The sequence below is a fragment of the Nostoc sp. genome, assembly GCF_036918015.1.
Taxonomy (GTDB): Bacteria; Cyanobacteriota; Cyanobacteriia; order Cyanobacteriales; family Nostocaceae; genus Nostoc.
In genome coordinates this window covers 1-24,755 of the sequence record NZ_JBALEO010000041.1, presented here as the reverse complement: position 1 = coordinate 24,755, position 24,755 = coordinate 1, and the positions used below count along the sequence as shown (strand labels likewise).

Annotated in this window: 18 protein-coding genes; 8 read left to right on the top strand and 10 right to left on the bottom strand. The window is 41.4% G+C overall.

Going from position 1 to position 24,755, the window contains the following annotated elements; translation table 11 throughout:
- The first annotated feature begins 272 nt into the window (after nt 1-272).
- On the top strand, nt 273-803 hold the full coding sequence (locus tag V7K61_RS09720; RefSeq protein WP_335053128.1) for a pentapeptide repeat-containing protein: 531 nt from the start codon (nt 273-275) through the stop codon (nt 801-803).
- Between the two features lie 92 nt (nt 804-895).
- Here the strand turns inward: V7K61_RS09720 and V7K61_RS09715 are convergent, their stop codons facing one another.
- The 3 genes from V7K61_RS09715 to smc form a co-directional block, all read right to left on the bottom strand.
- Entirely contained in the window at nt 896-2,620 is a 1,725-nt protein-coding gene (locus V7K61_RS09715; RefSeq protein WP_335053126.1) for an ABC transporter ATP-binding protein, read from the bottom strand.
- A 467-nt stretch (nt 2,621-3,087) separates the two neighbouring features.
- Nucleotides 3,088-4,086 (bottom strand): PRC-barrel domain-containing protein, encoded by a 999-nt coding sequence (locus tag V7K61_RS09710; RefSeq protein WP_335053124.1) that lies wholly within the window; start codon nt 4,084-4,086, stop codon nt 3,088-3,090.
- 200 nt (nt 4,087-4,286) lie between these two features.
- Nucleotides 4,287-7,985 (bottom strand): chromosome segregation protein SMC, encoded by a 3,699-nt coding sequence (smc, locus tag V7K61_RS09705; protein ID WP_335053122.1) that lies wholly within the window; start codon nt 7,983-7,985, stop codon nt 4,287-4,289.
- A gap of 476 nt (nt 7,986-8,461) precedes the next feature.
- Here smc and V7K61_RS09700 point away from each other — a divergent pair, with 476 nt between their 5' ends.
- Nucleotides 8,462-9,283 carry a carbonic anhydrase gene (locus V7K61_RS09700; protein ID WP_335053120.1) on the top strand — a complete coding sequence of 274 codons (822 nt, stop codon included), beginning with the start codon at nt 8,462-8,464 and terminating at the stop codon, nt 9,281-9,283.
- A 455-nt stretch (nt 9,284-9,738) separates the two neighbouring features.
- Here V7K61_RS09700 and V7K61_RS09695 read toward each other — a convergent pair whose 3' ends face one another.
- A complete protein-coding gene (locus tag V7K61_RS09695; protein ID WP_335053118.1) occupies nt 9,739-10,197 on the bottom strand; it encodes a BON domain-containing protein in 459 nt (152 codons plus the stop codon).
- A gap of 289 nt (nt 10,198-10,486) precedes the next feature.
- Here V7K61_RS09695 and V7K61_RS09690 point away from each other — a divergent pair, with 289 nt between their 5' ends.
- The 3 genes from V7K61_RS09690 to V7K61_RS09680 all read left to right on the top strand — a co-directional run bounded on the left by V7K61_RS09690 (nt 10,487) and on the right by V7K61_RS09680 (nt 12,662).
- A complete protein-coding gene (locus V7K61_RS09690) occupies nt 10,487-10,687 on the top strand; it encodes a hypothetical protein (RefSeq protein WP_335053116.1) in 201 nt (66 codons plus the stop codon).
- Entirely contained in the window at nt 10,665-11,585 is a 921-nt protein-coding gene (locus V7K61_RS09685; RefSeq protein ID WP_335053114.1) for a ribonuclease D, read from the top strand. The genes V7K61_RS09690 and V7K61_RS09685 overlap by 23 nt, the downstream gene beginning before the upstream one ends.
- A gap of 234 nt (nt 11,586-11,819) precedes the next feature.
- On the top strand, nt 11,820-12,662 hold the full coding sequence (locus V7K61_RS09680) for a tetratricopeptide repeat protein (protein ID WP_335053112.1): 843 nt from the start codon (nt 11,820-11,822) through the stop codon (nt 12,660-12,662).
- Nucleotides 12,663-12,819: 157 nt separating this feature from the next.
- On the opposite strand, the gene V7K61_RS09675 is transcribed toward V7K61_RS09680, so the two are convergent.
- The 6 genes from V7K61_RS09675 to V7K61_RS09650 all read right to left on the bottom strand — a co-directional run bounded on the left by V7K61_RS09675 (nt 12,820) and on the right by V7K61_RS09650 (nt 20,833).
- Nucleotides 12,820-14,388 carry a sodium:solute symporter family transporter gene (locus tag V7K61_RS09675; RefSeq protein WP_335053110.1) on the bottom strand — a complete coding sequence of 523 codons (1,569 nt, stop codon included), beginning with the start codon at nt 14,386-14,388 and terminating at the stop codon, nt 12,820-12,822.
- Between the two features lie 133 nt (nt 14,389-14,521).
- Complete coding sequence (locus V7K61_RS09670) at nt 14,522-14,797, bottom strand: DUF485 domain-containing protein (RefSeq protein WP_335053108.1); 276 nt, start codon at nt 14,795-14,797, stop codon at nt 14,522-14,524.
- A 622-nt stretch (nt 14,798-15,419) separates the two neighbouring features.
- Nucleotides 15,420-16,811, bottom strand: a complete 1,392-nt coding sequence (locus V7K61_RS09665; RefSeq protein WP_335053106.1) for a hypothetical protein — start codon at nt 16,809-16,811, stop codon at nt 15,420-15,422.
- 227 nt (nt 16,812-17,038) lie between these two features.
- Nucleotides 17,039-18,709, bottom strand: coding sequence for a phosphatidylglycerol lysyltransferase domain-containing protein (locus V7K61_RS09660; protein WP_335053104.1), 1,671 nt, complete (start codon nt 18,707-18,709; stop codon nt 17,039-17,041).
- A 100-nt stretch (nt 18,710-18,809) separates the two neighbouring features.
- Complete coding sequence (locus tag V7K61_RS09655) at nt 18,810-19,718, bottom strand: alpha/beta hydrolase (RefSeq protein ID WP_335053102.1); 909 nt, start codon at nt 19,716-19,718, stop codon at nt 18,810-18,812.
- A gap of 125 nt (nt 19,719-19,843) precedes the next feature.
- Complete coding sequence (locus tag V7K61_RS09650) at nt 19,844-20,833, bottom strand: alpha/beta hydrolase (RefSeq protein WP_335053100.1); 990 nt, start codon at nt 20,831-20,833, stop codon at nt 19,844-19,846.
- A gap of 147 nt (nt 20,834-20,980) precedes the next feature.
- Between V7K61_RS09650 and V7K61_RS09645 the strand changes: the two genes are divergently transcribed.
- From V7K61_RS09645 to V7K61_RS09635, 3 genes are all read left to right on the top strand, one after another.
- Nucleotides 20,981-21,916: a lysylphosphatidylglycerol synthase domain-containing protein gene (locus V7K61_RS09645; protein WP_335053130.1), complete on the top strand. Its 936-nt coding sequence runs from the start codon at nt 20,981-20,983 to the stop codon at nt 21,914-21,916.
- Nucleotides 21,917-22,292: 376 nt separating this feature from the next.
- The gene (locus V7K61_RS09640) at nt 22,293-23,597 is read left to right on the top strand and encodes an ATP-binding protein (RefSeq protein WP_335053098.1); all 1,305 of its coding nucleotides are present in this window, start codon (nt 22,293-22,295) and stop codon (nt 23,595-23,597) included.
- Nucleotides 23,575-24,755: tetratricopeptide repeat protein (locus V7K61_RS09635; protein ID WP_335053096.1), on the top strand; the 1,181-nt coding region annotated here is incomplete at its 3' end. The genes V7K61_RS09640 and V7K61_RS09635, both read left to right, overlap by 23 nt.

Below are 24,755 nucleotides of genomic sequence, written 5' to 3'. Positions count from 1 at the left end.
GCCAACTTCGTTTCCGAACTATTCCTCAAGCACAACGCGCCCTCTCCAATCAACTGCACAAAGTTTTTTCTTTCTTTGTATGAAACCACCCTGCCCTTCCCTTGTAGGGAAGGGGCTGGGGGTTAGGTCTGTATTCCATACAATTGAGAACCGGTATATTATGACTTTTTGTGCTTGGTGAGTGGTGATCTGTTCCACCTTTAATTTGCATAATTAGTGCGGGCAAGATGCCCACTCCACAAGATGGATAATTTATTTCTTGGAAGTCCCTTATGGATATTGAAGAAATGTTGGATAGGTATGAAGCGGGAGAAAGAAACTTCGCTTGGAGTGTTAATTGCAGCAGAACTGGTTTGTTTATGAGAGCAGTTGATCTGAGTGGGGCTGACCTGAGTGGGATCAACTTGGAAGGAGCCTTTTTGGAAGCTGCTCACCTGGACAATACCAATCTCACTGGGGCTAATCTCAGGGGAGCCTATATGGAAGGAACTCAGTTGAATGAAGCCATTCTTAACGGTGCTAATTTGAGTGAGGCTAGAGGTGGTCAAGCCAACTTCATCAATACTTCCTTTGTCAACGCCAACCTGAGCAGAGCCGAAATGTACCAATGCGGTTTTGATGGCGCTAATTTCAGCCATGCTATTCTCAGGGATGCTTTCGTGAACCACTCCTCTTTCGATGGTGCTAACTTCAGCAATGCCGATTTGCGTTCCGTCGAAGGCTTTTATAACATTCGTAAGGCTATTTTTAGTAATACCATTATGGAAGATGGAAGTATTTGGTATGACAGTATTGGGTATTGAATACATAGATACTCATTCTTCTACCTTAAAAATAGATTTTGTGAACTCAAAAACTAATTCCGTTGTCTCAAAACCTCGAACTTCCCCTACCTTTAACTAAACTGTTGAGCATAAAATCGCGCATAGCGACGCTCTAGGGCTAATAATTCTTCATGGGTTCCTGATTCGACAATTTGACCCTGTTCGAGAACTAAAATACGATCGCACCTTCTAACTGTCGATAAACGGTGAGCAATAATAAACACCGTCCGTTTTTCCATCAATCTTTCCAGCGCTTCCTGTACCAGCGCTTCTGACTCAGAATCTAATGCTGATGTCGCCTCATCCAGAATCAAGATTTGGGGATTGAGCAGAACAGCACGAGCGATCGCAATTCTTTGTCTTTGTCCACCAGATAAGTTTACCCCACGTTCGCCTACCCAAGTCTTATAACCTTCTGGTAGTTGGCTAATAAATTGATGAGCATTAGCAATTTTCGCCGCCTCTTTAACTGCTTTTATGTCAAAAATATATTGTCCAAAGGCGATATTTTGGGCAATTGTCCCGGAAAACATGATGGTTTCTTGAGGAACAATCCCAATTTGTCGCCGCAGACTATGCAACTTTACATCTCGAATATCAACATTATCAATGAATATTTGACCAACTTCTGGATCGTAAAAACGGGGGAGGAGGTTGACAAATGTGGTTTTACCAGCACCAGAAGCACCTACAAGAGCGATCGCTTCACCTGGTGATACCAATAAACTGATATCTTTTAATACGGGTTCACCTCGCTTATAGGCGAAGGAAATATGACGATATTCTACTTTACCTTTGACTGGAGGTAGAGCGATCGCATTTATTTTTTCGATTACCGTTGGCTGAATTGCCATCAATTCAAAAACGCGGTCAACAGATGCTTCACCCTGCTTAAATTCGTTGTAGTTGTTAGTAGTATGACCAATAGGATCGATTAACAGCGCCGCCGCCGCCAGATAACTGAAAAAATTCGCCACTGTCAAGTTATTTTGGGAAATTTGCCACGCTCCCACAATCAGTAACGATAACGCACTTAAGGCTTCTAGAAATCCGATGATGGGAATCTGAATTGCTTTGAGGCGTTCGGCTGAGTATTTGGCTTTGAGACTGCGTTCTGCTTCATAGCCAAAGCGGGCGATTTCGTAATTTTCGGCAGCAAAAGCCTGTACCAAACGAATACCGTTGAAAACTTCCGCGAGGATGGCTGATAAACCCGACACGCGATTTTGACTTTTTAAGGAATACTTGCCCAAGCGTTCGCCAAACCAGCCAACTAAAATACCCATCAGTGGCGCAACTATCACTGTTGCTAATGTCAGTTGCCAATTCAGATAAATCATGTAAATCGGAATTGCTAGCAACTGCAAAATACAGGGGATAAAGTCGTGAAATACTTTATTTACCACTTCGCCAACGCGGTCAACATCTTCCGTGAGGCGGTAAGATAAATCACCAGCTTTTGCTGTTTCAAAATAGCTGAGATTTAGCTTTTGCAGATGTGCGTAGACTTGCTGGCGGAGATGAAAAGCAACTCTTAAAGCAGCTTTCGCCATGTACATATCCTGTATAGACTGAAACAAGCCTCTGACAAGAAATACTAAAGCACAGCTACCAGTTATTTGTGCGATCGCTACTACATTACCTTGGGCAAAGGGAGTTGCCAATTTTCCGGCGAGATTAATTAATACTAAAGTTGCTAGTACGTATCCCAAGATCCCAATAAGTCCCCTGGCGATGGTTTGCCACTGGAGTCGGATATAAGGCAGCAGTTGCCAGTAATTAGAACGCGTTTTCAAGCTCGAAAGTCCACAGTGATATTTTACTTTGTTTGACGCTAGCAGTTTTTAGTGAGTTTCTGAACACTTAACTAATTAGTTACAAACTGTTTTAGCGTTCTTCTATGATTGAAGTAGAATGTTCATTCGAGGGGTCTTGCTTTATGAAACTGGAAGAGTATTTCAACACCCTTGCACCAGATGACATCCGACTCAAAGGAACCCGCATTGCAATACTGTTCGGTTAAGACAAGAGACGCGATGAATCGACGTCTCTACAATAATCAGTCTTTCGTCTTGACGGCGATTTATCGCATCTTTGGTGATCTAGAATTTTCATCAAAAAACCTTAACCGAACCGTATTGCTCCACTCCTCACTTATCCTAAAAAATTAGCCCCTTCCTTACTTGCAAGGAGAGGGCTAAACTTATCTAAGAAATACCTCGTAATTTTCCGGTTAAATTACGAATTACGAATTACGAATTACTTAATATCCACCTTCTTCTTCATATTCTGGCTGTCTTTCCTTGACTTTTTTGGGAATATTCACAGGCTTTGGTGCATCTTCCCAAGCATCGCCGTCTACGTCGTCATAATCATCGTATTCGTCAACATAAGGCTTGCTGTAGGGCTTGGCTTCATACTTTAGCGGCTGCGGTTGTTGATACCTGTCGTTGCCCGTTGCTTCGCTCCAGTTATCTTCTTCCTCGTCTTCTTCGTATTGAATAGATTCATACTGCCGCGCCTTCATTACCTGACGCTGTGGCCTTTCTTCTTCCACATAGTCTTCATTCCATTCTTCTTCCCGCGCTACGGGTTCAGGAGCGCGAACTTTTTGCCTGGGTGGCTGCAATGGCACTCCACTAGGCAGTTGATTGGGTGCTGCAATTGTACGTGGTGGAGCATAGCCGCCATATTCTTCTTCTATATCTCGCTCCCACGGTGCCTTGCCGATACCCAGGCGCTCTAGTAAACCAACTGTCAACTGGTTTACTCGTTCTTCGGCTCCCTCAAACACAATCAAGCGATTGGGGCCAGTGCTGACAATTTCATCTACTGAGAACTCATAAGTACTCAGAAATTGATCGGGAATTTGGGGCAATCCTAAAGAAGCAATGACTATAGATTCAAGCTTCCCGGTTTCGCCGTTGAACTTGAAGCCCCGAACTTTGCCTAAGACTTCACCTGTTTCTGTAATTACTTCCCAGTTAATCAAATTACTGAGAGATTCAACTTCGATATCTTCAATGACATCTTCGTTATCAACCAGGATGACATCACCAATCTGGCTGATGTTGTTGAGGTACATATAGCGCGGTATGCCCGAAATGGAGATCAGGCTGTCTCGCAAACCAAGAGCCACAACCTCTCTTTGATCGATATCTACCCAGACTTGACTGATGATGCCTAGCCGCTTGCCGTTGTCGCGGGTAATCACCTGGGTATTTAATATGTCGGAACGCCTAATTATCTGTTCGGAGGTCATTCTATACCGAGTCCTGATCTCGAATCCGGTTTAACGCGATGTGCGACTTCTTCTTGCAACCCCGCTTCCATTCCTCTCTTACAGTAAACGAGAGGCTTTGATTTTTGCTCTCTTTCGCTGGTAGGGAAGGGGTTGGGGGTTAGGTTTGAGAGAAAGTCGGACATTACGTGGTTTATCTATACACTATTATTAACAAAAACTCAAGCAGATGTATTGGATGATTGTAACTTAATCCCCAAAACTTGAGTGTAAGCTCCTCGTGCTTGAGTAACGCCAATTGTGCGTTCGGCTGATTCTATCATCGGACGACGCAAACTCACAACTATAAATTGCGCTTGTTGTGACTGTTGTTTAATCATTCTAGCTAATCGTTCTACGTTTGCTCCATCTAGGAACATATCTACTTCGTCAAAGGCGTAAAATGGCGATGGACGGTAGCGTTGCAGGGCGAAGATAAAGCTCAAGGCTGTGAGTGATTTTTCTCCTCCAGACATGGAAGCTAGGCGCTGTACCGGTTTACCTTTGGGGTGCGCGACTAAATTCAACCCACTGCTAAAGGGATCTTCAGGATTTTCAAGTTGCAAGAAGCCGTCGCCGTCGGAAAGAATGGCAAAAATTGATTGAAAGTTTTCATTAACGGCATCGAAAGCTTCTTTAAAGGCAAGTTGCCGCAATGTGGTAAAGTTTTCAATCCGCAAAAGTAGTTCGGTGCGTTCTCCTTCTAGTGTCTCTAATTTTTGCGTGAGTTCTTGGAGACGGTTTTGAGTGCGTTCGTATTCTTCCAACGCCAGCATATTCACAGGTTCCATTGCCTGTAAACGTTTGGTAAGCGATCGCAATTCTTTCTGCAATTCCTCCAAATCTACCTTATCTGGAACTTCCGGCAAGGGATTTGGTAATTCTGCTCCCACATCCTGCAATTGAGTTTGTAGTGCAATTAGTTCCTCGCGCCGCTTCTCTTGGGTTTCTTGGAGTTTTTGGATTTCCCATTCCAATTGTTGTTGGCGCAAAAGGTGCGATCGCACTTCTAGTTCTGTAGCGTCGCGTTTTTGTTTCTCTTCTCCCAAATTCTGCTCCATTTCAGTCAACGATAGACGGGTTTGAGTGATTTGCTCGTCTATCGTTGTGATTTGGCTCAAGACGCGATGAATCGCGTCTCTACAAGAGATTTGTTGGGTTTCGTATTCGGTGATACGCGTTTCTGCTTCTTGGATTTTTTCTTGCAAACGTTGTTGCTGATTTTCTAAATTTTTTAATCTTTGTTCGGCTTCCCTTAACGCTGTTTCCCGTTGTTGCAATTGTTGCTCTTGAATTTTAATGGTTGCTTGGATTTGTTGCCATTCACTGGGGGTTTGGGATGCTTCTAACTCTGCTAATGCGTGTCGCAATTGTTGCAACTCATTTTCTTGCCCAGGTAATTCCCGCTCTAAAATTTCTAATCGGGATTGAGCAGTGGCTAACTTTTGGCTGTTTTGGGCGAGTTGCGATCGCGTCCCCTCTAATTGTGCTGTTAAACTCTTAATGTCTTTCTGCAACTGTTCCAATTGCAACTGCTGTTCGCGCCGTGCTTGACGCGCTTCTGTGAGTTCCTGCGTGAGTTTTTTGGTTCTGGCTGACAAAGTTGCGATCGCTTCCGTACAACGCTCTAAAACCCGCTCAATATCCACTAAGCGAGTTTTTAAAGCGATCGCTTCATCAGATTCTCCCGCTTCCGCATTGCCAAACCGCAAGGACGAACGCTGGTTATTGCTACCACCAGTCATTGCACCGCTGGTTTCTAAGAGTTCCCCGTCTAAGGTGACGATACGATACAGTCCTAAATTTTTTCGCGCCGCTTCCAGGTTGGCAAAAACTACCGTGTTACCAAAAACATAGCTGAAGACATCTTTGTAACGGCGATCGCAATCCACTAAGTTCACAGCATAATTAACGAAGCCGCTAGCAAAACGCAGCGTTGCATCTTGAGTAAATTTGGGAGCGTGAATTTTATTCAGTGGTAAAAAAGTCGCTCTCCCTGCACGTTTCTGTTTGAGGAGTTCAATACCCGCTGCGGCGATGCTGTCATCTTCCACCACAATATGTCCCAAGCGTCCCCCAGCAGCCATTTCCAAGGCTAGCTGATGGCGGGGTTCCACTTTTCCTAACTGCACAACTAAGCCACAAAGTCCAGGTATTCCCGATTGTAAAATGACTTTACTCGCTTGGGTTCCTTGAACTTCTTGCTGTGCTTGGGCTTGCGCCTCGATTTTATCCAACTGGCGTTGTTTTTCTCGTTGTTCAAAAAGTAACCGTTTTTGGGTTTCCTGTTGAATTTGCAGTTCTTGTTCTGTGGCTGAGAGATTTTGAGCTAAATTTTGGATGGGTTCGCTAGAGGTGTTAAATTCCGTTTCAACTCGATTACATTCAGTTTGTTTTTCTGCTAATAGCGGTTCGTCGCGTTCAATTAACTGGGTTTGCTCTTGGATAAGTTGCTGTAACTGATTATTGCGTTCCCGGAGCTGTGCTTGTTCGGTGCGTTGCGGTTCTAGGGTGTGCAGTAAAGCTTCAATTTGACGGTTGAATGCCGTTTGTTGCTGCACCCACGCTTCGGAAGCTGAGGCGATTTCTGCGGCGGCTTCGCGGGAGGTTTCTAGAGATTGCTGTGCTTCATCCCTTTGCTGTTGGGAAGACGCGATGAATCGCGTCTCTACAATGTGTGTTTCGGCAATTTCTTCTAGGGAATGACGATGTTTTTGAATTTCTTGTTGAGTTTGAGTTAGACGTTTGGCAGTTTCTTGGGAAGCTGTTTGTAATTCTGTTAGCTGACGCTGGAGTTGTTTACGTTCTGCTTCTTGGGTGGCGAGGGTAGCTTGTACCGCCAAAAGTTCCTCTTCTCCCAATGCTTTCACGTGGGCATTGAGTTGTTCCAGTTCAGCAGTTTTTTGGACTATTTGGGAATTTAAGTTTGTAAGTTGGGTAGTGAGTTCAGTAAAATTGCGATCGCCTGTTTGAATTTCGTGAACTAACTTTTCTTGTTGTGTTTGCAAGGAACGCCATGATAAAACAGCTTCCCAGGATTGTTTCGCTAGAAATTCTGTGCGGAGTTTTTGATATTTCTCAGCTTTAGCACGATCTTGGGAAAGGCGATCGCGCTGTGCAGTTAATTCCGTTTCAATAATCCGACAGCTATCTTCCTTTTCCTTCACCTCATCTAAAGTTGATTTGGCTTGGACAATTTTGCGATCGAACGCCGCTACCCCAGCTAATTCATCAATAATTTCCCGCCGTTCCCGCGCATTCATCGAGATAATGCTGGTGACATCCCCTTGAAGCACCACATTGTAGCCTTCAGGATAAACCCGCAGGTTACTTAGTTCTCCATGCAACTCTGTTAAAGTGCAAGGTACACCATTGATATAGTAATTCGATGTATAAGTACCTTGGTGAGTGACTCGTAGCCTTCTAGTAACACTCCACTCTGCCGATTTTGGACTTCGGCTTCTCTCAGTCGAGCCATTTTGGACTTCGGCTTCGCTCAGTCGAGCGATTTGGGATTTGGGATTTTCCTCCCCTGCCTCCCCTGCCTCCCCTGCCTCCCCTGCTTCCTCTACTTCCTGTCTTTGTGCCTTTGTGTCTTTGTGTGAGATTTCATCCGACAAATCAAATGTCACCGTGACGCTAGCCTCAATCGAAGCACGTCCTTTAGCCGTTTGAGTATTATTTACCAAATCCGGCAAGCGTTCGGCTCGCATTCCCTTAGAACTGGAGAGTCCCAGGCAAAAGAGCAGTGCATCTAAGATATTAGACTTACCCGAACCATTTGGCCCAGATATGACAGTACACCCCGGTAGCAAAGGGACAGAAGTCGTGCCACCGAAGGATTTGAAGTTCGTAAGTTCCACGCGCTTGATGTGCACCATAGGCGCTGGTTCCCTGGGCTAATGAAGAACAAGTGTATCAACTAATTAAGAATTCGCAAGAGGGTAAGGGGGAGAATTGGAAATTATAGTAGACGCGTTGCGGTGAGCCTGCGAGCTTCACCCAAAAGGCTTACCGCAGGCGATCGCTCAGTGTACAGCGAAAATTTTGATGCCGCAAACTGACCATCAAATTTTCCCAGAGCAGATAATATCATGTCCGACTAATTACTTGTAATTCAAAAATTTGAAATAAGATCGAGGCATTCTGATACAGTAATGTGAGTTAGTAAGTAACAGGGGGGAGGAAGTGAAAAAAGCAACTCACCCCAATGGTAGAGGGTATTAGAAGCACTAAATGAATTTATAATATAGTAATATTTACAATTGGAAAAACGTAGAAAGAAAGCCCCTCTTTACTACCTCAATCTGATGTATGTAATTTGTTTCTGAACCCCAAAAATTTCTAGAACTTAGTAATGAAGAGATTAATTAAAGGTCTGCGCGAATTTAAATCTAGCTATTTTTCGACACATCAACAATTGTTTGAGCAACTTTCACAGGCTCAAAAGCCCAGAGTATTATTTATTACCTGTTCTGATTCGCGTCTCGATCCAAATCTAATTACACAAGCCCAAGTTGGTGAATTATTTGTCATTCGCAATGCAGGTAACATCATTCCACCCTATGGGGCAAGTAATGGCGGTGAAGGTGCGACAATTGAATATGCTATTCAAGCTTTAGATATTCGCCAAATTATTATTTGTGGTCACTCTCATTGCGGTGCAATGAAAGGATTAATGAAGTTACACAATCTCAGCGATGAAATGCCGCTTGTACATGATTGGCTTAAATATGCAGAGGCAACTCGAAGGCTAGTTCTCGACCACTACAGTCACTACGACGGCGAAGAACTGCTAGAGATTATGATTGCCGAAAATGTTCTTACTCAAATTGAAAATTTGCGGACATATCCAGTGATTCACTCTAAGCTTTATCAGGGAGAACTCAGCATTTATGCTTGGATTTATCACATTGAAACAGGAGAAGTTTTCGCATACGATCCCCAGAAGCACGCTTATGTTTTGCCTCAAACTCAGCTTCTAGAATCAGAAATAGATGAGTCCTTCAGGGTTCAGCTTCCAAATCCCAATGGAGCAGTGAATTCCCCTCAAACCCAGCATGATGATGGTCAATCTTATGAGAAAGTGTCTATTTCTGCATTTGAGTGGTTTCCAATGAAACGCCTTTCTCCAGAGCAGATGGAGCGAATTTATCGAGGTTCAAATAATGGAAGTTGAAAGATGAGAAAATAGAATTAATTATAAGTAAGCCATAGCTAAATTTCAGTCTACTCAAGTAGACTGAAAACATTTCTCAGTCTTTTTTATAGACTTTAACTATTAACCATAGTAGTAGGAGTGCCCCCACCACCATTGGTGTCAACTTAAGCTGTAAATAGCTTAACTGTTGGCTTCCATGCCCGCCCAGAAATAAATTTCTTTGGCTTTTAGGCTTAAGTCTACTGAAGTAGACTGGAGATTTTTGGCGATATTTAGTCATCTTCAGATGACTTTAGCTATGAGACGGGAATTTCAATTCCCGGCGGACAAGCGGTTTCACGTTAAGTTGACACTAATGCCCCACCACATCATCTATTTACCTGAAAATAGCTATAGCAAAAACAGAGACTTACACAGATGTAAGTCTCTGTTTGGCTTTATGCCGATGTTAACTGAAAGCTTCAGTTATTCTTTTATGGCTTTTTCACAGTATCAACTTTTGCTTCTACCTTGACTGTCTTCACACCTTGAACTTCTTTAGCCAAGGTTTCAGCTTTCTTGAGTTCTTCAACAGAAGCGGCTGTACCTTTGAGGATAATTTCACCCTCTTTGTTTTCAACTTGTAACTTGTTGCCTGGTAAGCCTTTATTCAACTTTGCGCTAACTTCAGTTTTTAAATCGCTCTTAGCTTTTGTTGCTGCCGTTTTTTCAGCATCGGTTTTAATTTTCGTACCTGTATTAGTTGTTAAAGGAGTAGTTGGTGTTTCTGGAACTTTGGCAGTTTCATTTGTCTGCGAAGCTGGTTTTGCTGGTGCTTGAGCGGCTTCATTAGTTGTGCTAGGAGTTTCTGAACCAGTTTTAGGAGCCTCTTGGCAGCCAAAAGTACCAACTACCAAAATGCTACTAACTACTAATAGAATTAGCTTTTTCATTATCTATCTCCGAATTGAGTACTTGAAGCGGTTAATTGAGGTGTGTGTGATGATGAGGAACAAATTTAAAAAAACAATTAAAAGTGAAGTAGCAAAAGTGCTTAAGCAATAGCTCAGGTTGCTGAAAATTGAAATTTGGACGATTTCTTGAAGCTAAGATTTTGCGCCTAGTTTTAAGAAATGCCAATTCAATTTTTCTGACGGCTGCTAACCAGGATGGCTTTACACACAGTCTGTGGCTCTCTATGACTTTAAGGTAGATGCTGAGTAGCTGTTTTGATGGTAGACTATGCCACTGCACAGTAGTGACTCGATGTTATCAGATTTGAGTCAATTTGGCGATGTCTATGACGAATTTCAAACTTCAGCCTTTTTGCAATCCTGTGCCAGCAAATTTACCAACAAAATGTTACTTTATAAAACTATGGCTTACTTACAATGCCTTAAATATCAGGAAATATTAGCCAATGCCCTACCTTACTTCGGCTAGCGAAATTCATGCTATTGTCGCTGAATATACAAACGCTAAAACCCTGTGGATAGATACAGAAGTCGCTGACTATAAAAGTCGTAATCCCCGATTATCGCTGATTCAGGTATTAGATAATCCTCAAGATATGAGTGGCGATCGCGTCTATCTTTTAGATGTCTTAGACAAGCCTACTATTATAGCTGAATTTATTGACCAAATTATGATAAATTCTGCCATTGAAAAGGTTTTTCACAACGCCAGTTACGATCTAAAATTTCTCGGTAGCAAGAAAGCCAAAAATATTACTTGCACTTTGGAAATGGCCAAAAAAATTCCCTATTATCTTTTGCCATTACCCAACTACCAACTCAAGACAATAGCGACAGCACTTTGTAGCTTTAATAATATCGATAAACAAGAACAAAAAAGCGATTGGGCAAAACGCCCTCTGACTGAAGAACAGATAGAGTATGCTTACCTAGACTGCATTTATCTTGCTCAAATTCACCTAAACTTGTTAGACTTACAAGCCCAAGCCAGCCCCGAACCTGCAACAGAAGACTTAAACTCGCTAAGTACTAGATACTCGCAACTTGAGCAGCAATGGAAGTTGTTGAATTCAGAATTTGAGCATTTGCAAGAACGTATAAAAAAAGCCATGCAGGCTCAGAATATATTAGAAACTTATGATTATAAGCTGACTAGTTATGAACGGACTACAATCAAAGCTGCATTTACAGAATTGGCAAACCTAGCCCAAACTCAAGGGATTAATTTAGATTTTCCGATTACACTAACTCAGAAACTCCAAAAAGATTTAGGGCAAAATCTAGAACAATTGTCTGTAGATATTGACAAAAATACCTCTTGGCGGCTAACGCCCAAAACTCAAGAGAGTGAAGCTGAAGATGAGTAAATTGTTCATCAGGCTACAAATGTCAGAATTTATAGAGTTATTGTGAAGAATAAATATTGAAATTTAATAATTCTTTCCTCGTCCCTTCTTTGATAAATCTATAAAATATTAGGGAAATTTGTCAATTAACTTTAAAGGACTATCAAAAGTTAGAATAGTTATTGAGCTAAAGAATTAAAATCTAGGATTTTGGTACTAATTCCATTCAGGTATTATGGCAGTTTATATTAACTTATGAGACGGCGTTTATTTGGGCAAAAGCGAACAAGGGTAAATACTTTATTTACCATAGCTATTTTTACTACATTGACAGCAACTAGCAGTATTTCTTGTAGTAAGAATGACAATGTATTAGTAACAGAAATAGGAGTTAGTCAACCTAGCCGTGGTTCAGCTACAACATCCAGAGGTGGGGAATTTTATCTTCAGGGAAAGAATCAGCATTTAAACGGCGACTTGCAAGCTGCGATCGCTTCTTATGGTAAGGCAATTAGTCAAAATTCTCAGTATGGCGCTGCCTACAACGCGCGGGGACTAGCCTACTTCGATTTAGGAGACAAGGAAAAAGCGATCGCAGATTATAATCAAGCACTCCGCATCAACCCTAACGACGCCGAAGCCCACAATAACTTAGGAAATGCCCGCGCCTCACTGGGAAACAACAGAGAAGCAGTTAAAGATTACAGTGAAGCAATTCGCCTCAATCCCAACTATGCCGAAGCCTACAATAACCGAGGAAATGCCCGCGCCACCAATGGAGACAAAAAAGGGGCAATAGACGATCTCGATCAAGCAATTCTCCTTAACCCCAAATATGCGATCGCCTATAATAACCGAGGAAATGCCCGTGCTGCCAATGGAGATCCCAAGGGTGCGATCGCAGATTACAATCAAGCCATTCGCCTCAATCGTAACTTTGCCCCTGCCTACAATAACCGAGGAAATGCCCGCGCCAGCAATGGAGACAAACAGGGGGCACTCAAGGACTTACAACAAGCAGCAAACATTTTTCAAAGTCAAGGTAACAACGACTTGTACCAACAAGTGATGAATAATATCAAAGAACTTGGGCAGTAGCAGGGGAGCAGGGGAGCAGGGGAGCAGGGGAGCAGGGGAGCAGGGGAGCCAGGGGGACAAGGGTGAATTATTGAACAAGTTTTTTCCTTATCTATCCCCTCTTCCTTGTCTACCTTGTATCTTTCCAATGACAAATGACAAATGACAAATGACAAAATCACATTTCAGAACCAATGTGAATACGATCCTCGACTTCCGCAAACTTTTCTAGTGCTTCCTGTTCAGTACTCAATAGTGAAACGACAATCGCCACAATAAACGCCAGTGGGATACTGATTAATCCAGGATTTTTTAGGGGGAAGGGTGCAGAAGCGTGCTTGAGAATCGTTACTTGAATAGTAGGTGATAAATAAATCAGTACTAAAGAGGAGACAGTTCCTACTAACATACTTGCAACCGCACCGTTGGTAGTAAAGCGTCGCCACAGCATTGATAAGAGTAACGCTGGGAAGTTTGCACTCGCAGCGATCGCAAATGCTAAACCTACCATATAAGCTACGTTTTGCCCTTTAAATAAAATACCCAGGAATATTGCCACTAACCCCAAAATCATTGTTGCACCGCGAGCCACTTTCAGTTGTTCTGACTCATCGGCATGACCAGAGCGCACCACATTTACCCACAAATCATGAGACAGTGCAGCCGCACCTGAGAGTGTCAACCCAGCGACAACAGCCAAAATCGTTGCAAAAGAAACAGCGGCAATAAAACCTAAGAAAGCATCACCGCCGAGAAATTCTGCCAACATCGGCGCAGCCATATTACCACCAGTACCAATTTTCTCGATGGCATCTTTACCTACCAGCACCATCGCTCCAAAGCCCAGAATGAAGGTAAGGAGATAAAAAACGCCAATAATAGCTGTGGCGTAAGTAACAGAGAGCCGCGCTGCTTTAGCGTCGGGTACTGTGTAGAAACGCATCAGAATGTGTGGTAGTCCAGCAGTGCCGAACATCAACGACATCCCTAAAGAGATAGCATCCAAAGGGTTAGAAACCAGTTTGCCCGGAGCTAATACACCTGTATACTTCTCAGATGCAGCAGCGAAAAGAGCGATCGGGTTAAAGCCAAATCGTGCCAGTACCAAGATAGCGAGTAAAACAGTTCCGCCGAGCAACAAAACTGCTTTGATAATTTGTACCCAAGTGGTGGCAATCATCCCGCCAAAAATCACATAAGCCATCATCACACAACCGACGATGACCACAGCTAATTCATAATCAAAGCCAAATAGTAGTTTGATTAATTCCCCAGCACCTACCATCTGGGCAATTAAGTAAAAGCTAATCACTACCAGCGTTCCAATGGCAGATGCAATACGTACAGGTTTTTGCTGCAAGCGAAAAGCCACTACATCAGCAAAAGTGTATTTACCTAAGTTACGTAGTGGTTCGGCAATTAGAAACATAACAATCGGCCAGCCCACCAGGAAGCCGATAGAATAAATTAAGCCATCAAAGCCGTTGAGTGCCACCAGCCCAGCGATACCTAAAAAGCTAGCTGCACTCATAAAGTCTCCTGCTAGGGCCAGCCCATTTTGGAAACCGCTGATTTTACCGCCAGCTGTATAGAACTGTGCCGTATTTTTGGTAAGCTTTGCCGCCCAATAGGTAATGCCTAGAGAACTTACAACAAATAGAAAAAAGAAAGCGATCGCCAACGGGTTAAACTTACCAAGACTGGTAATATCCGCCGCCAGTGGCAGATCGAACCACACACTATTCATGCTTTTTTGGTTTAGTATTTTGGATTTGGGACTAGAAATTGCTAATAGCTAATTCACTTTATTCTGTGCTGAGTGCTGAGTGGGTCAAATACTACTCAGCACTTAGCACTCAGCACTTTTAACTCAGCACTCTTCACTTGCGTGTCAGCCTGGCGATTTGGTCGTCGTAACTACTATTTGCCCAACGCACGTAGATAAAAATTAATACCCATGCTGAGACAATTACCAACGCTCCTAGTAAAATTCCCAGGCTCAGACCAGGAACTACTAATGACCCCAGCAGGGGCTTATTGAACGCAATTAATAGGATAAAGCCAAAGTAAATAAACATCATGGCTCCAGTCAGAATCAAGGATACCCGCCAACGTTCAGCGGCGAGAGCCTGGAGAGCCTTTTTGCGATCGTTCATGTCTTCCTTTAGGTTGAGAAGATTAGGTCAGATTGTCTCATTGAAGCTGATTTCTGCGTAATTTTCTTAAAGATTATTAGTAAATCTATTGCTATATCAGGTAATAAAATTAACTTTGCAAAGTGATATATCAAAATAACAAGACAATAGCGGCTCTGTCTTGAGTCACAAAAACATAAAACCATATGGCAATCCTATCTGAGTTGTAAGAAATTCCCTACTCCTACTTACGCAAATAAGTTCAAAAATCAAATTGGATTGCTATATCTGTGGTTTCTGATCCATTTATTTTAAGTATTGTATTATACATTGCTGTTTCTACTCAACTTAAATATTAAATTTTTATATACTAAAACTTAAAATAAATACGTAGTTGCTACCAGGTTTTAAAATCCTTCAAGTTCGGTTAAGACAAGAGACGCGATAAATCGCCGTCTTTACAATAATCAGTCTTTTGTAGAGACGGCGATTTATCGCGTCTTTGTGATGATTTATTGATATTTGCGATCTATAATTTTCATCAAAAAACCTTAACCTAACCGTATTGAATCCCGACTCATTTGATAAGTCGGGGTTCTAATATTTGCATTCTCAGAAATCAAATTAGATTAGTATATCCAATCTAATTGTCTACACCTACAGAAATAAGTTTGCTGTAATATTCAGTTTTTGCATAGATGCTGATAATACTATCATCAACTGCAAAAAAAGTACCTTCTTGCTCATCTTTAGAAAATTGCAAATTTGGGTATTTAGCAGCAGCTTCCTCAGCAGTCATGGCTGTTGCTTGTATTTTTTCTGGCAATAGTCCAGTAGAACCAATGTAAAATACTAAGGGAGATATCTTGTCTTGGTATATATTGTTTGCATATTTTTCTAGCTTGTTACTTGCTGCTGTTAAAGCTGCAACCATTTCCTCTTTGCTGATTTGCTTACCAGTTTGTTTATCCTGCAATAACTGCGCCAAACTATCAGCACTAACTTTCTTAAGAATACCTCCAACAATACCATTTTGCTCAAGTCCAAGAAAATCATCAAAAATTGGTTTCATCAATTCGTCAACTTTTGTAATCTTGGTGCGTGATGATAGTAGCCTGTGCCGAAAAGCAAGATTTTCATTCAATGCCATCTCAAAACTAGGCTTGATGAAAATTTCTCCAGTTATTCTATCATAAAGACGATACATTCTATTGAGAAACTTGTTAGCAGAAGGTAACTTGCTCAAGTTTAGAATATCTTGACTACCGATATCGATTTTATAGCTCAATTTTGAGTCAAGAGTACCATTAGCTAAAGCTTCTTTAATATCAGTGTATTCGGTAGCTGTAGGAAAGTTGATGTAAGTATTCTTAGACAGATAGTGCTTTTTAAATTCATCTATCTGCGCCTCGATAAATACATCTGATTCCTTTTTCAAGTGAGCGCAAATAATACTAGTCAGTACTTTAATTTCTGCTAGTTCATTGAATAGTCCATCAATGCTGCTGTAATAACTATTAGCAGCTACAAGGGGCAAGTTATCTAACTGAATGGTATATTCAGCACAGAAATCAAATTCTTCTACATCCAGTATGCCTTTCTCTTTGAGTAAGTCAAAGGCTTTTTTATTGCTGATTTTGACTACTAAAGACTTTACGTTGATTTTGCCGTCACTGACAATTGTATAGTTATTAAAGTTATTGAGGTCATTAACTAGCAAACCTGCTACCTCAATAGTGGGGGTTTGGTCTTCAAATTTGGCAAGTTTGACTTTACGTTTGATAAGCATATTGAGAGTAGCAGTATTGCGATTAAACTGAAAATCGCCCATACTTACATACTCAGCATTATCAATATATTCTGTTCTTAACCAAGGTTGAAGCAGTTCCCCATTTTCGTTTCTAACACCTTTAACACGCTTGATACCTGTTCTTTGATAATGTTCTTGTAGGTGCTTGATATTGACGATAATATTGTTGCGGTACTGTGTAAAAATTTGGATTAATTCTACCAGAGAAATTTGATTATTCGTCATATTGCTACCTTCTACATAAAGGTCATTAACAATTCAAAATTCAATTCCCTGTAGAGACGGCGATTTATCGCGTCTCTCTAATTATGGGCGTTCATTTACTACAAATTTTGGGCATCGTCTGGTAAATTTCGCGCTGCATACTCACCGGACATTCATAGTTTGATAGTACAATTGTATCATAAAAATGCCAAATTGTGTAGACATAGCTCGTGGTTAGTATGGGTAGTTCACGCTCCGGGTTTGAAATAATCGAAGAGGCGATCGCCTGAATCTGCGCGAATTAATGCTACAACTACATCTGGTAAGGTGGCTAAACTGGGGTAAGCCAAGTAACGCGGTTCCCAACGGGGGCGGAACTTGTCTTTGTAGGCGTGTAGTCCCTTGAAGTTGTAGAAACGATTCAAATGCTCGTAAAGATAATGCAATACTTTCTCCAAGCGGCGCGATTCCGGGTTATCTCCAACTCCCGCTAGCGCAGAAAGACCGAAATTAAAGCTGTCGTAGCCACCCTCTTTAAAATGTTGAAGCAGGGAAATAAATAGAAAGTCCATTGTGCCATTTTCAAGAGACGAGCGATGTCGCATCATATCAATAGTCGCTTCGTTAAGTTGGTACTCCCGGATAATGTTGGCAAAGGCGCTGATATTACCTTCAGGATTATGCACCACAGCAATCTCGCACTCTCGCAGGTAAGCTTCGTCAAACCAACCCAAAGAAAATTGTTTTTCTGAACCTTGTACCATTTTCAACCATTCATCACTCACAGGTTTGAGTCGGTGCAATAAATCATTGGCAATGGGTGGTTGGTAAAAGTCGATTTGGTATCCTAGTTTAGTTAAACGACTAATTGATGGTCTAAAGTTTTTACCGGCTTTACCTTGTAAGGTAAAACTTTTTAAGTCAACGATCGCTTCCTCTCCAATCTTAAGTACTTTAAACCCCAATGATTTGTAAAGCTCAACATCATCGGGCATAGTTTGGTAAAAGCCAGGATACCAGTCGTTACGCTGGCAAAACTGCTGGAAAGCAATAATTGTCTCTTTGCGGTCTTCAATGGGGCCGATGGGATCTCCCAAGGCGATCGCACCCCGTCCTTTGGGAACATAAGCAATTACACTATTACCTGAAGGACTGAAATAATAACTTTTATCATTTAAGAGTGTAAGCGCTGCTAAAGAAGAACATCCATATTGCTCGACAATTTCTTTAACTCTTCGTTGCTCGTTTGTAGTTGCCAGATTGCGCCAAAATACAGGTTGCAAGAGCATTACCATTGCATAAGTAATAGTACCTGCGGCAATAATATAGATAGAATTAGCAAAAAATTCTCCAAATCGACTCTTTGGTTGCAGTCCCCAATTATCCTCGGTGAAGAACATCGCCAAAGTCTGAACTATTGCTTCACGCCAATTAAAATTCTCTGAAAACTTACCATCTAACAAGTAAAATCCAATAGTTCCGTATGCCAGGGTAAATAATAAAGCGCCTATCAGCACTCTGACTCCTCGTGCAATGGAAGGACGGTCTGATTGCGCCGTGAAATAATGGCGCATCAAAATTAATTGCACTAGCAAAACTCCAGAGAGTAGACTTTCTTCATAGTCCAGTCCCTTCAGCAAGTGGCTGCAAATAGAAATTACTAGTAAAGCAATGGTCAGTAACCAGGCTATTCTTTTTCGGCGTAATAAATTAGTAGCAAGTGTTAATAAAACAAACCCAGTCAATGCTGCGAATATATGACCGCTGGCGCGAATTTCAAATGGTAAAAATTCTTTTAACCAGTGAGTCCGCCCATACAGGTTAGGTGTCACTGCTGATAATAAATTTACTACTCCGACTAAACCTGTTAGGAAAGCTGCACTCCAAAGTCCAATCTTAGTTTTTAAATTATTTGTCATTTGTCATTTGTCATTTGTCATTTGTCACTTGTACTGAGCGTAGCCATTGGCGCAGCCTCTCGTAGAGAAGTATTAGTTATTTGTTTTGGCGTTAAAACTCTTAACTCTTAACTCCTAATTGTTTAAACTGTTCTCCAACATAGGAGAGTGAATCTTTAAGATGTTTGTGAAAGTAGTTCCAGCCTACATTAGCACCAGACAAACCATGACCTCCAGGAAATGCATAAAATACGTGAGCAATGCCTAATTTATTTAAGGTTTCGTTGAAGACTTTGGTAGAAGCTAGTAAATTAGTATCGTTCACACCCGCATCTAGGTAAACACGCAATCGCTTCCTATCTTGAACGGTTAGCTGTTGCACAATTTGTTGAGGACTATTTTGTGAACCGCTGTCATCAGTAAAGTAACCACTGTGACTAAACAAAATCTGAAAGTTGTTGAGATGGCGTAATCCGATATTAAATGCACCCCATCCTCCAGAAGATAGACCTCCTAGCGCCCAAAATTGGGGTTCTTTCAAAGTACGGTAGCGCGACTTGACAACTTGTACTAATTCTGAACCAATCAAAGTTCCCACTTTCCCATTCGGCCCATCAAAGTAATCGGGGTCGTATAAAGGACTAGAACCGCGATTATCATTACCATCAGGTGTAATCACAATCGATGGCGGTAATTTTCCACTTTGATAAAGTTCATGCAATACGTCTAAGAGTGCGTATTTATTAGCATAAGCACGAGCATCATCATGACCACCGTGTAGTAAGAATATCACAGGGTAGCGCTTTTGTGGATTGTTATTATAACTAGGGGGCAAAATCACGCCGTAGTTACGAACTGCACCCATCGCTTGGGAGTTGAAGGTTGCTAATTGAAACTTTAGCCCAGTATTTGCCTCTTTTTTGGGTGGGTCTAGTTGTGGCGCACCTAAGATGAATACATAATAATAACCAGCAGTAGTAAGAAGTGCGATCGCTCCTACTATGCTAATTAACAATTTATAAATCTTCATATTCTTTTACAGCTAAAAAAATCACCTCCGTTAGAACTTACTATAATTAATCTGCTGAGAAATTGCAGTAGAGTTTTTCACATTAATGTTTAAATATCAACGGTTTTGCAAAGTAGTATTGTCGATCACAGGGATTTTGAATTATTTCGATTAGTTTTCTTTTGATTAATATTTAAATTATCAGCCATGTTTGCTGTTTCAGAAGCTCGAAATTGTTCGCCGACAAATGTCAATGAGTTTGCTAAATGTTTTCGCCAGTATTGCCAAGTGTGACTGCCAGGAAACTCACGAAATGAATTATAAATTTTCAGATGATTTAGGACTTTACTAAATCGCTCTGCTTCCCTGATTTCATCAGTATCTGATGTACCCGAATCTAGATAAATTTTTAACCTTTTTTGAGCTTGTATAGGAATGGTTTTAATATAAGATATTGGGCTATTTGCTGGGCCACTTTTATCATTAAAATAACCACTATGACTAAATAAAATTGAGAAACGATCTAGGTTGTGTAATCCCACATTCATTGCTCCCCAACCGCCAGACGATAAGCCACCTATCGCCCAAAAATTTGGATTATTTATTGTACGATAACGGCTTTGCACAACTTTTACTAACTCATCGCCTACGGCTGTAGAGACTTTACCGTTAGGGCCATCGATATATTCGGGATCTCGGTAGGGACTAGAGCCGCGTTTGTCATTGCCATCTGGTGTAATGATGATGCTGGGTGGCAACTTACCTGTAGTATAAAGTTGTTCTACAGTCTTGAGAGCTTGTCCCTTATTCTGAATAAACCAATCACTGGGATTACCGTGTCCACCGTGGAGGAGAAAGATTACAGGATACCTTTGTTTTGGGTTTTGCTCATAGCCAGGAGGTAAAGAAACGCCATAAGTGCGACTTGCACCCATTGCTTGACTATCGTAGGTTTCAATTTTGTAGGTTAGGAGAGTCGCTGAGTTGCTAGTATTGCGCTGGGTTGGAAGAATGGAAGGCTTTGTTTGTAAATCCTGCTGTTGCGGTGGTTTTGCGACGACACCTTGGGAGAAATTACAGCCAACTAGGGTTAATACTGAAAATAGCAAGAGAATTTGAGATTGTTTGTAGTTCATCTTTGAAAGGCATTGGGCATGGGGTAGTTAGTCGTTGCTTGCCTTCCAAAGCTTATGCAAACGGTATGTCAACGCTGTGTCAACAAGATGGAAACTTTACGACTGGTTGTAAATTAAAAGTCAAGAGTTAGGATGAGTTTCTTAATGATGCTTAAAAAGCTGCGACTCAATTTCAGTTCTTTGTTTGGCTTGTTGCTGCTGCTGCTTTCCCTGTGGGCGATCGCAAACGAATTACGTCAGTATAATTATCGTGATATCCTCAACTCTCTAGCTGCTATTCCCAAAAGTCGCGTAAGTTGGGCAATTTGGCTGACAGCTTTGGGCTATCTAGTGATGATTGGGTACGATATCTTAGGTTTTAACTACATTAATCGTTCTTTAAGCTGGAATAAGATAGCTTTCACTAATTTTATTAGCTCTGCATTTAGTAATACCATCGGTTTTGCCTTGCTGACTGGCAGTGCTATCCGTTATCGATTTTACTCAACTTGGGGAGTGTCAGCAGTTGCGATCGCTCAAGTAATTGCTTTCGCCAATTTTACCTTTTGGTTGGGAATGTTTGCCGTTGCAGGTTTCTTGTTCCTCATCAACCCCCTCAAAATTCCCACTCAGTTACATTTACCTTTTGCTACTGTGCGTCCCATTGGCGTAATTTTTCTACTATTAGTTGCGGTTTATTTACTAGGAAGTATTTTTATTAAACAACCGTTAATAATTCGTGGCCATGAATTTCGATTTCCTTCTTTAAAAATATCTCTGGCTCAAATTGCAATTTCTAGTTTTGACTGGATTCTTGCGGCAGCAGTTCTTTATGTTTTACTTCCTAGCAATATATCTTTGTCCTATCTAGACTTTTTGGGTATCTACTTACTAGCGATGTTTGCAGGTGTTGTTAGTAATGTCCCCGGTGGTTTGGGAGTATTTGAAACTATAATTTTGCTGATTCTCTCTTCAAAAGTTTCGGCGGCGGCAGTTTTGGGTTCAATGTTAGCTTATCGGGGAGTCTACTATTACTTACCTTTGCTATTAGCAGCAGGTTTGCTGGGAATATATGAAATTAAAAAAAATAGACCCCTTGCATAAATCACAAATAAGAACCCCAAAGAGCCAAAGCTACGCTTTGTCTTCCCACAAATCCAGAATAGACTACATGGGGATACAAATTTACAGGTTTTGCGCAAAGCCTACCATCCTAAAACTTGAAGGAGCGATCGCTTTAACTCGGAGTTTCGTGTTCTAAGCTCGGAGTGTCGTGTTTTAAGCTTAGAGTGTCGTGTTCCAAGCTCGGAGTTTCGTGTTCCAAGCTCAGAGTGTCGTGTTCCAAGCTCGGAGTGTCGTGTTCTGAGGTGGAATGATGGTGTTGTGAGGGCGTTGGGGTAGCCCGTCGTAGACATCGCTCTAGTTTAGAATGTAAATTGACATCTGAATCCTTACCTTTACCCTTAGCCCCTAAGAGCAAATGTCTGAAGAATTATTAAAATCATTTCAGAAAGCATATAGAAATCTGGAGTTATTGCCGCTCCTGCAAGAAAAGGAATTAGATCAATTCCGAGTTGATTACGGTGGTGAAGTAATTGAAGAGTTAGAACAATTAGTTGAAGACAGTCCTAATGGTGATGGCAAGATTATTTTCACGGGACATCGGGGTTGTGGTAAATCTACGTTGTTAGCTGAATTTAGCAGGCAATTTAACGACCGTTATTTTGTGGTTTCATTCTCCATATCTGACACCATTGAAATGTCGGATGTTAACCATATTAATATTCTGTTTGCCATTGCAGTTAATTTAATGACAGAGGCAGAAGCACGCAAGGTTAAAATTCCTCAGTCAACTAAAGATGCTTTGTATAAATGGTTTGCAACTCGAACTAAGACTGAGGAGCTAAATCTTGAAGCTGAAAGTTCTGTGGGTTTTGACTTGCTCAAACTAATTAGCACGAAATTAAAAGCTGATGCTGCTGTTCGTTATGAAATTAAGCAGGAGTTTGAGAGAAAAATCACAGATTTGGTTGCCCGTATTAATGAAATTGCGGCTTTGGTAAGACTAGCTTCTAAGAAAGATGTTTTAGTGATTATTGATGACCTAGATAAGCTGGAACTGGGAAGAGTTAATGATATTTATCGAGATAATATCAAAGCTCTCTGTTTACCTAATTTTAGAATCATTTACACTATACCTATTGCTGTTTTACGAGATAAGTTTCTCAGACCATTAATTGAGACGGAAACAAACGATCAAATTGTGGTTATGCCTGTTTTGAAGTTGTTTGAGAAGGGCAAAAGTCGTCAGGCTGGCTCACAACCTCGCCCTGAGGCTCAAGATGTTTTGTGTGAAATCTTAAATAAGCGGATTGCAGATGATTTGATAGAAATACCAGCCGCAGAAAAAATTGTTTTAAATAGCGGTGGTGTGCTGCGAGAACTAATTAGAATTGCTAATGAATGTTGCAGAATTTGTCTGCGTTTAATCCGGCACAAACCGGGAGAGGCAGTAATTATTGATGATGATATTTTAGATAAAGCAATTAATAGTATTCGTAATGACTTTGCTGTGCCTTTAGGTAAGTTGGATTATGAAATATTACGAATTACTTATGAAAATTTTATCCCTGATGATCCTAAAGATCCAGAGTTTTTAGATTTGCTCCACGGGCTTTATGTTTTGGAATATCGCAATCGTCAAAACTGGTACGATGTTCACCCGATTGTTGTGGAACTATTGAAAGAACAGGGGTTGATAAATGGCAGCCAAGGAATTATTTGAGAGTGACGAACAAAATCAAGATGCTTATGATGATTTGATTGTGAGTATTCAGGCGAAAGAACAGGGTTTGAGTCTGCTAATAGGTGTTTGTGATGACTTAAATTTACGAGAGCAAATCATTGCTCAGTATGCAGCAGAATTAGAACCTGAATTTCGTACTTATCGAGTCATATTGGCGGGGGGTGAACCGAGTCTTAGGGCGGCTCTTTATCACTTGGTACAAAGTGAAGAATATTTGCTTGGGGGAGGTAAAGCTGTGATTACTGTAACAGGTGTAGAGCAGCTTTATTTTCTCAAACAAGGAGAGGATAGATCGCAACAAGAAATCTTTTTTGGTTACTTGCAATGGACAAGGGAAGCTTTACGCGAGTTTCCTTATCCAATTATTCTTTGGGTAACTAACCAAATTTTAATCAACTTGATTAAAAAAGCCCCAGATTTCTGGAGTTGGCGCAAGGGTGTATTCCGATTTTTATCTAGAAAGACTATTGCAGTTTCTCGTAGAGAACTGGAACCTATACGCTTTGCATTTACTGAGAGCGAGTTTTCAGGCTTTGATGATGAGAACCCTTATTTTTTGCCTATAGAAGACTTAAGAAAGTTAATTGAGCAAACAGAACAGCAAAGGGGAGAAAAAGATCCTAGTTTGGTTACGTTGTATTTAAGCCTGGGGAATATTTACAGAAGAAGATTACAGCATGGTGAGTCTCAAGATTATAAAACCGAACAAGACTTAGCAATTGAGTATATTTGCAAGGCTGTTGAACTGCAAAAAGAGTTAGGTTTGGATAGAGACTTAGCTAGTAGCCTCAACAACCTAGCGTCACTCTACGAATCCCAAGGCAGATACAGCGAAGCCGAACCCCTTTACATCCAAGCTTTAGCACTCTGGCGCAAGCTGCTGGGAGAAGAACATCCAGATGTCGCCACTAGCCTCAACAACCTAGCGGGACTCTACGACTCCCAAGGCAGATACAGCGAAGCCGAACCCCTTTACATCCAAGCTTTAGCACTCAGGCGCAAGCTGCTGGGTGAAGAACATCCAGATGTCGCCTCTAGCCTGAACAACCTAGCGGGACTCTACGACTCCCAAGGCAGATACAGCGAAGCCGAACCCCTTTACATCCAAGCTTTAGCACTCAGGCGCAAGCTGCTGGG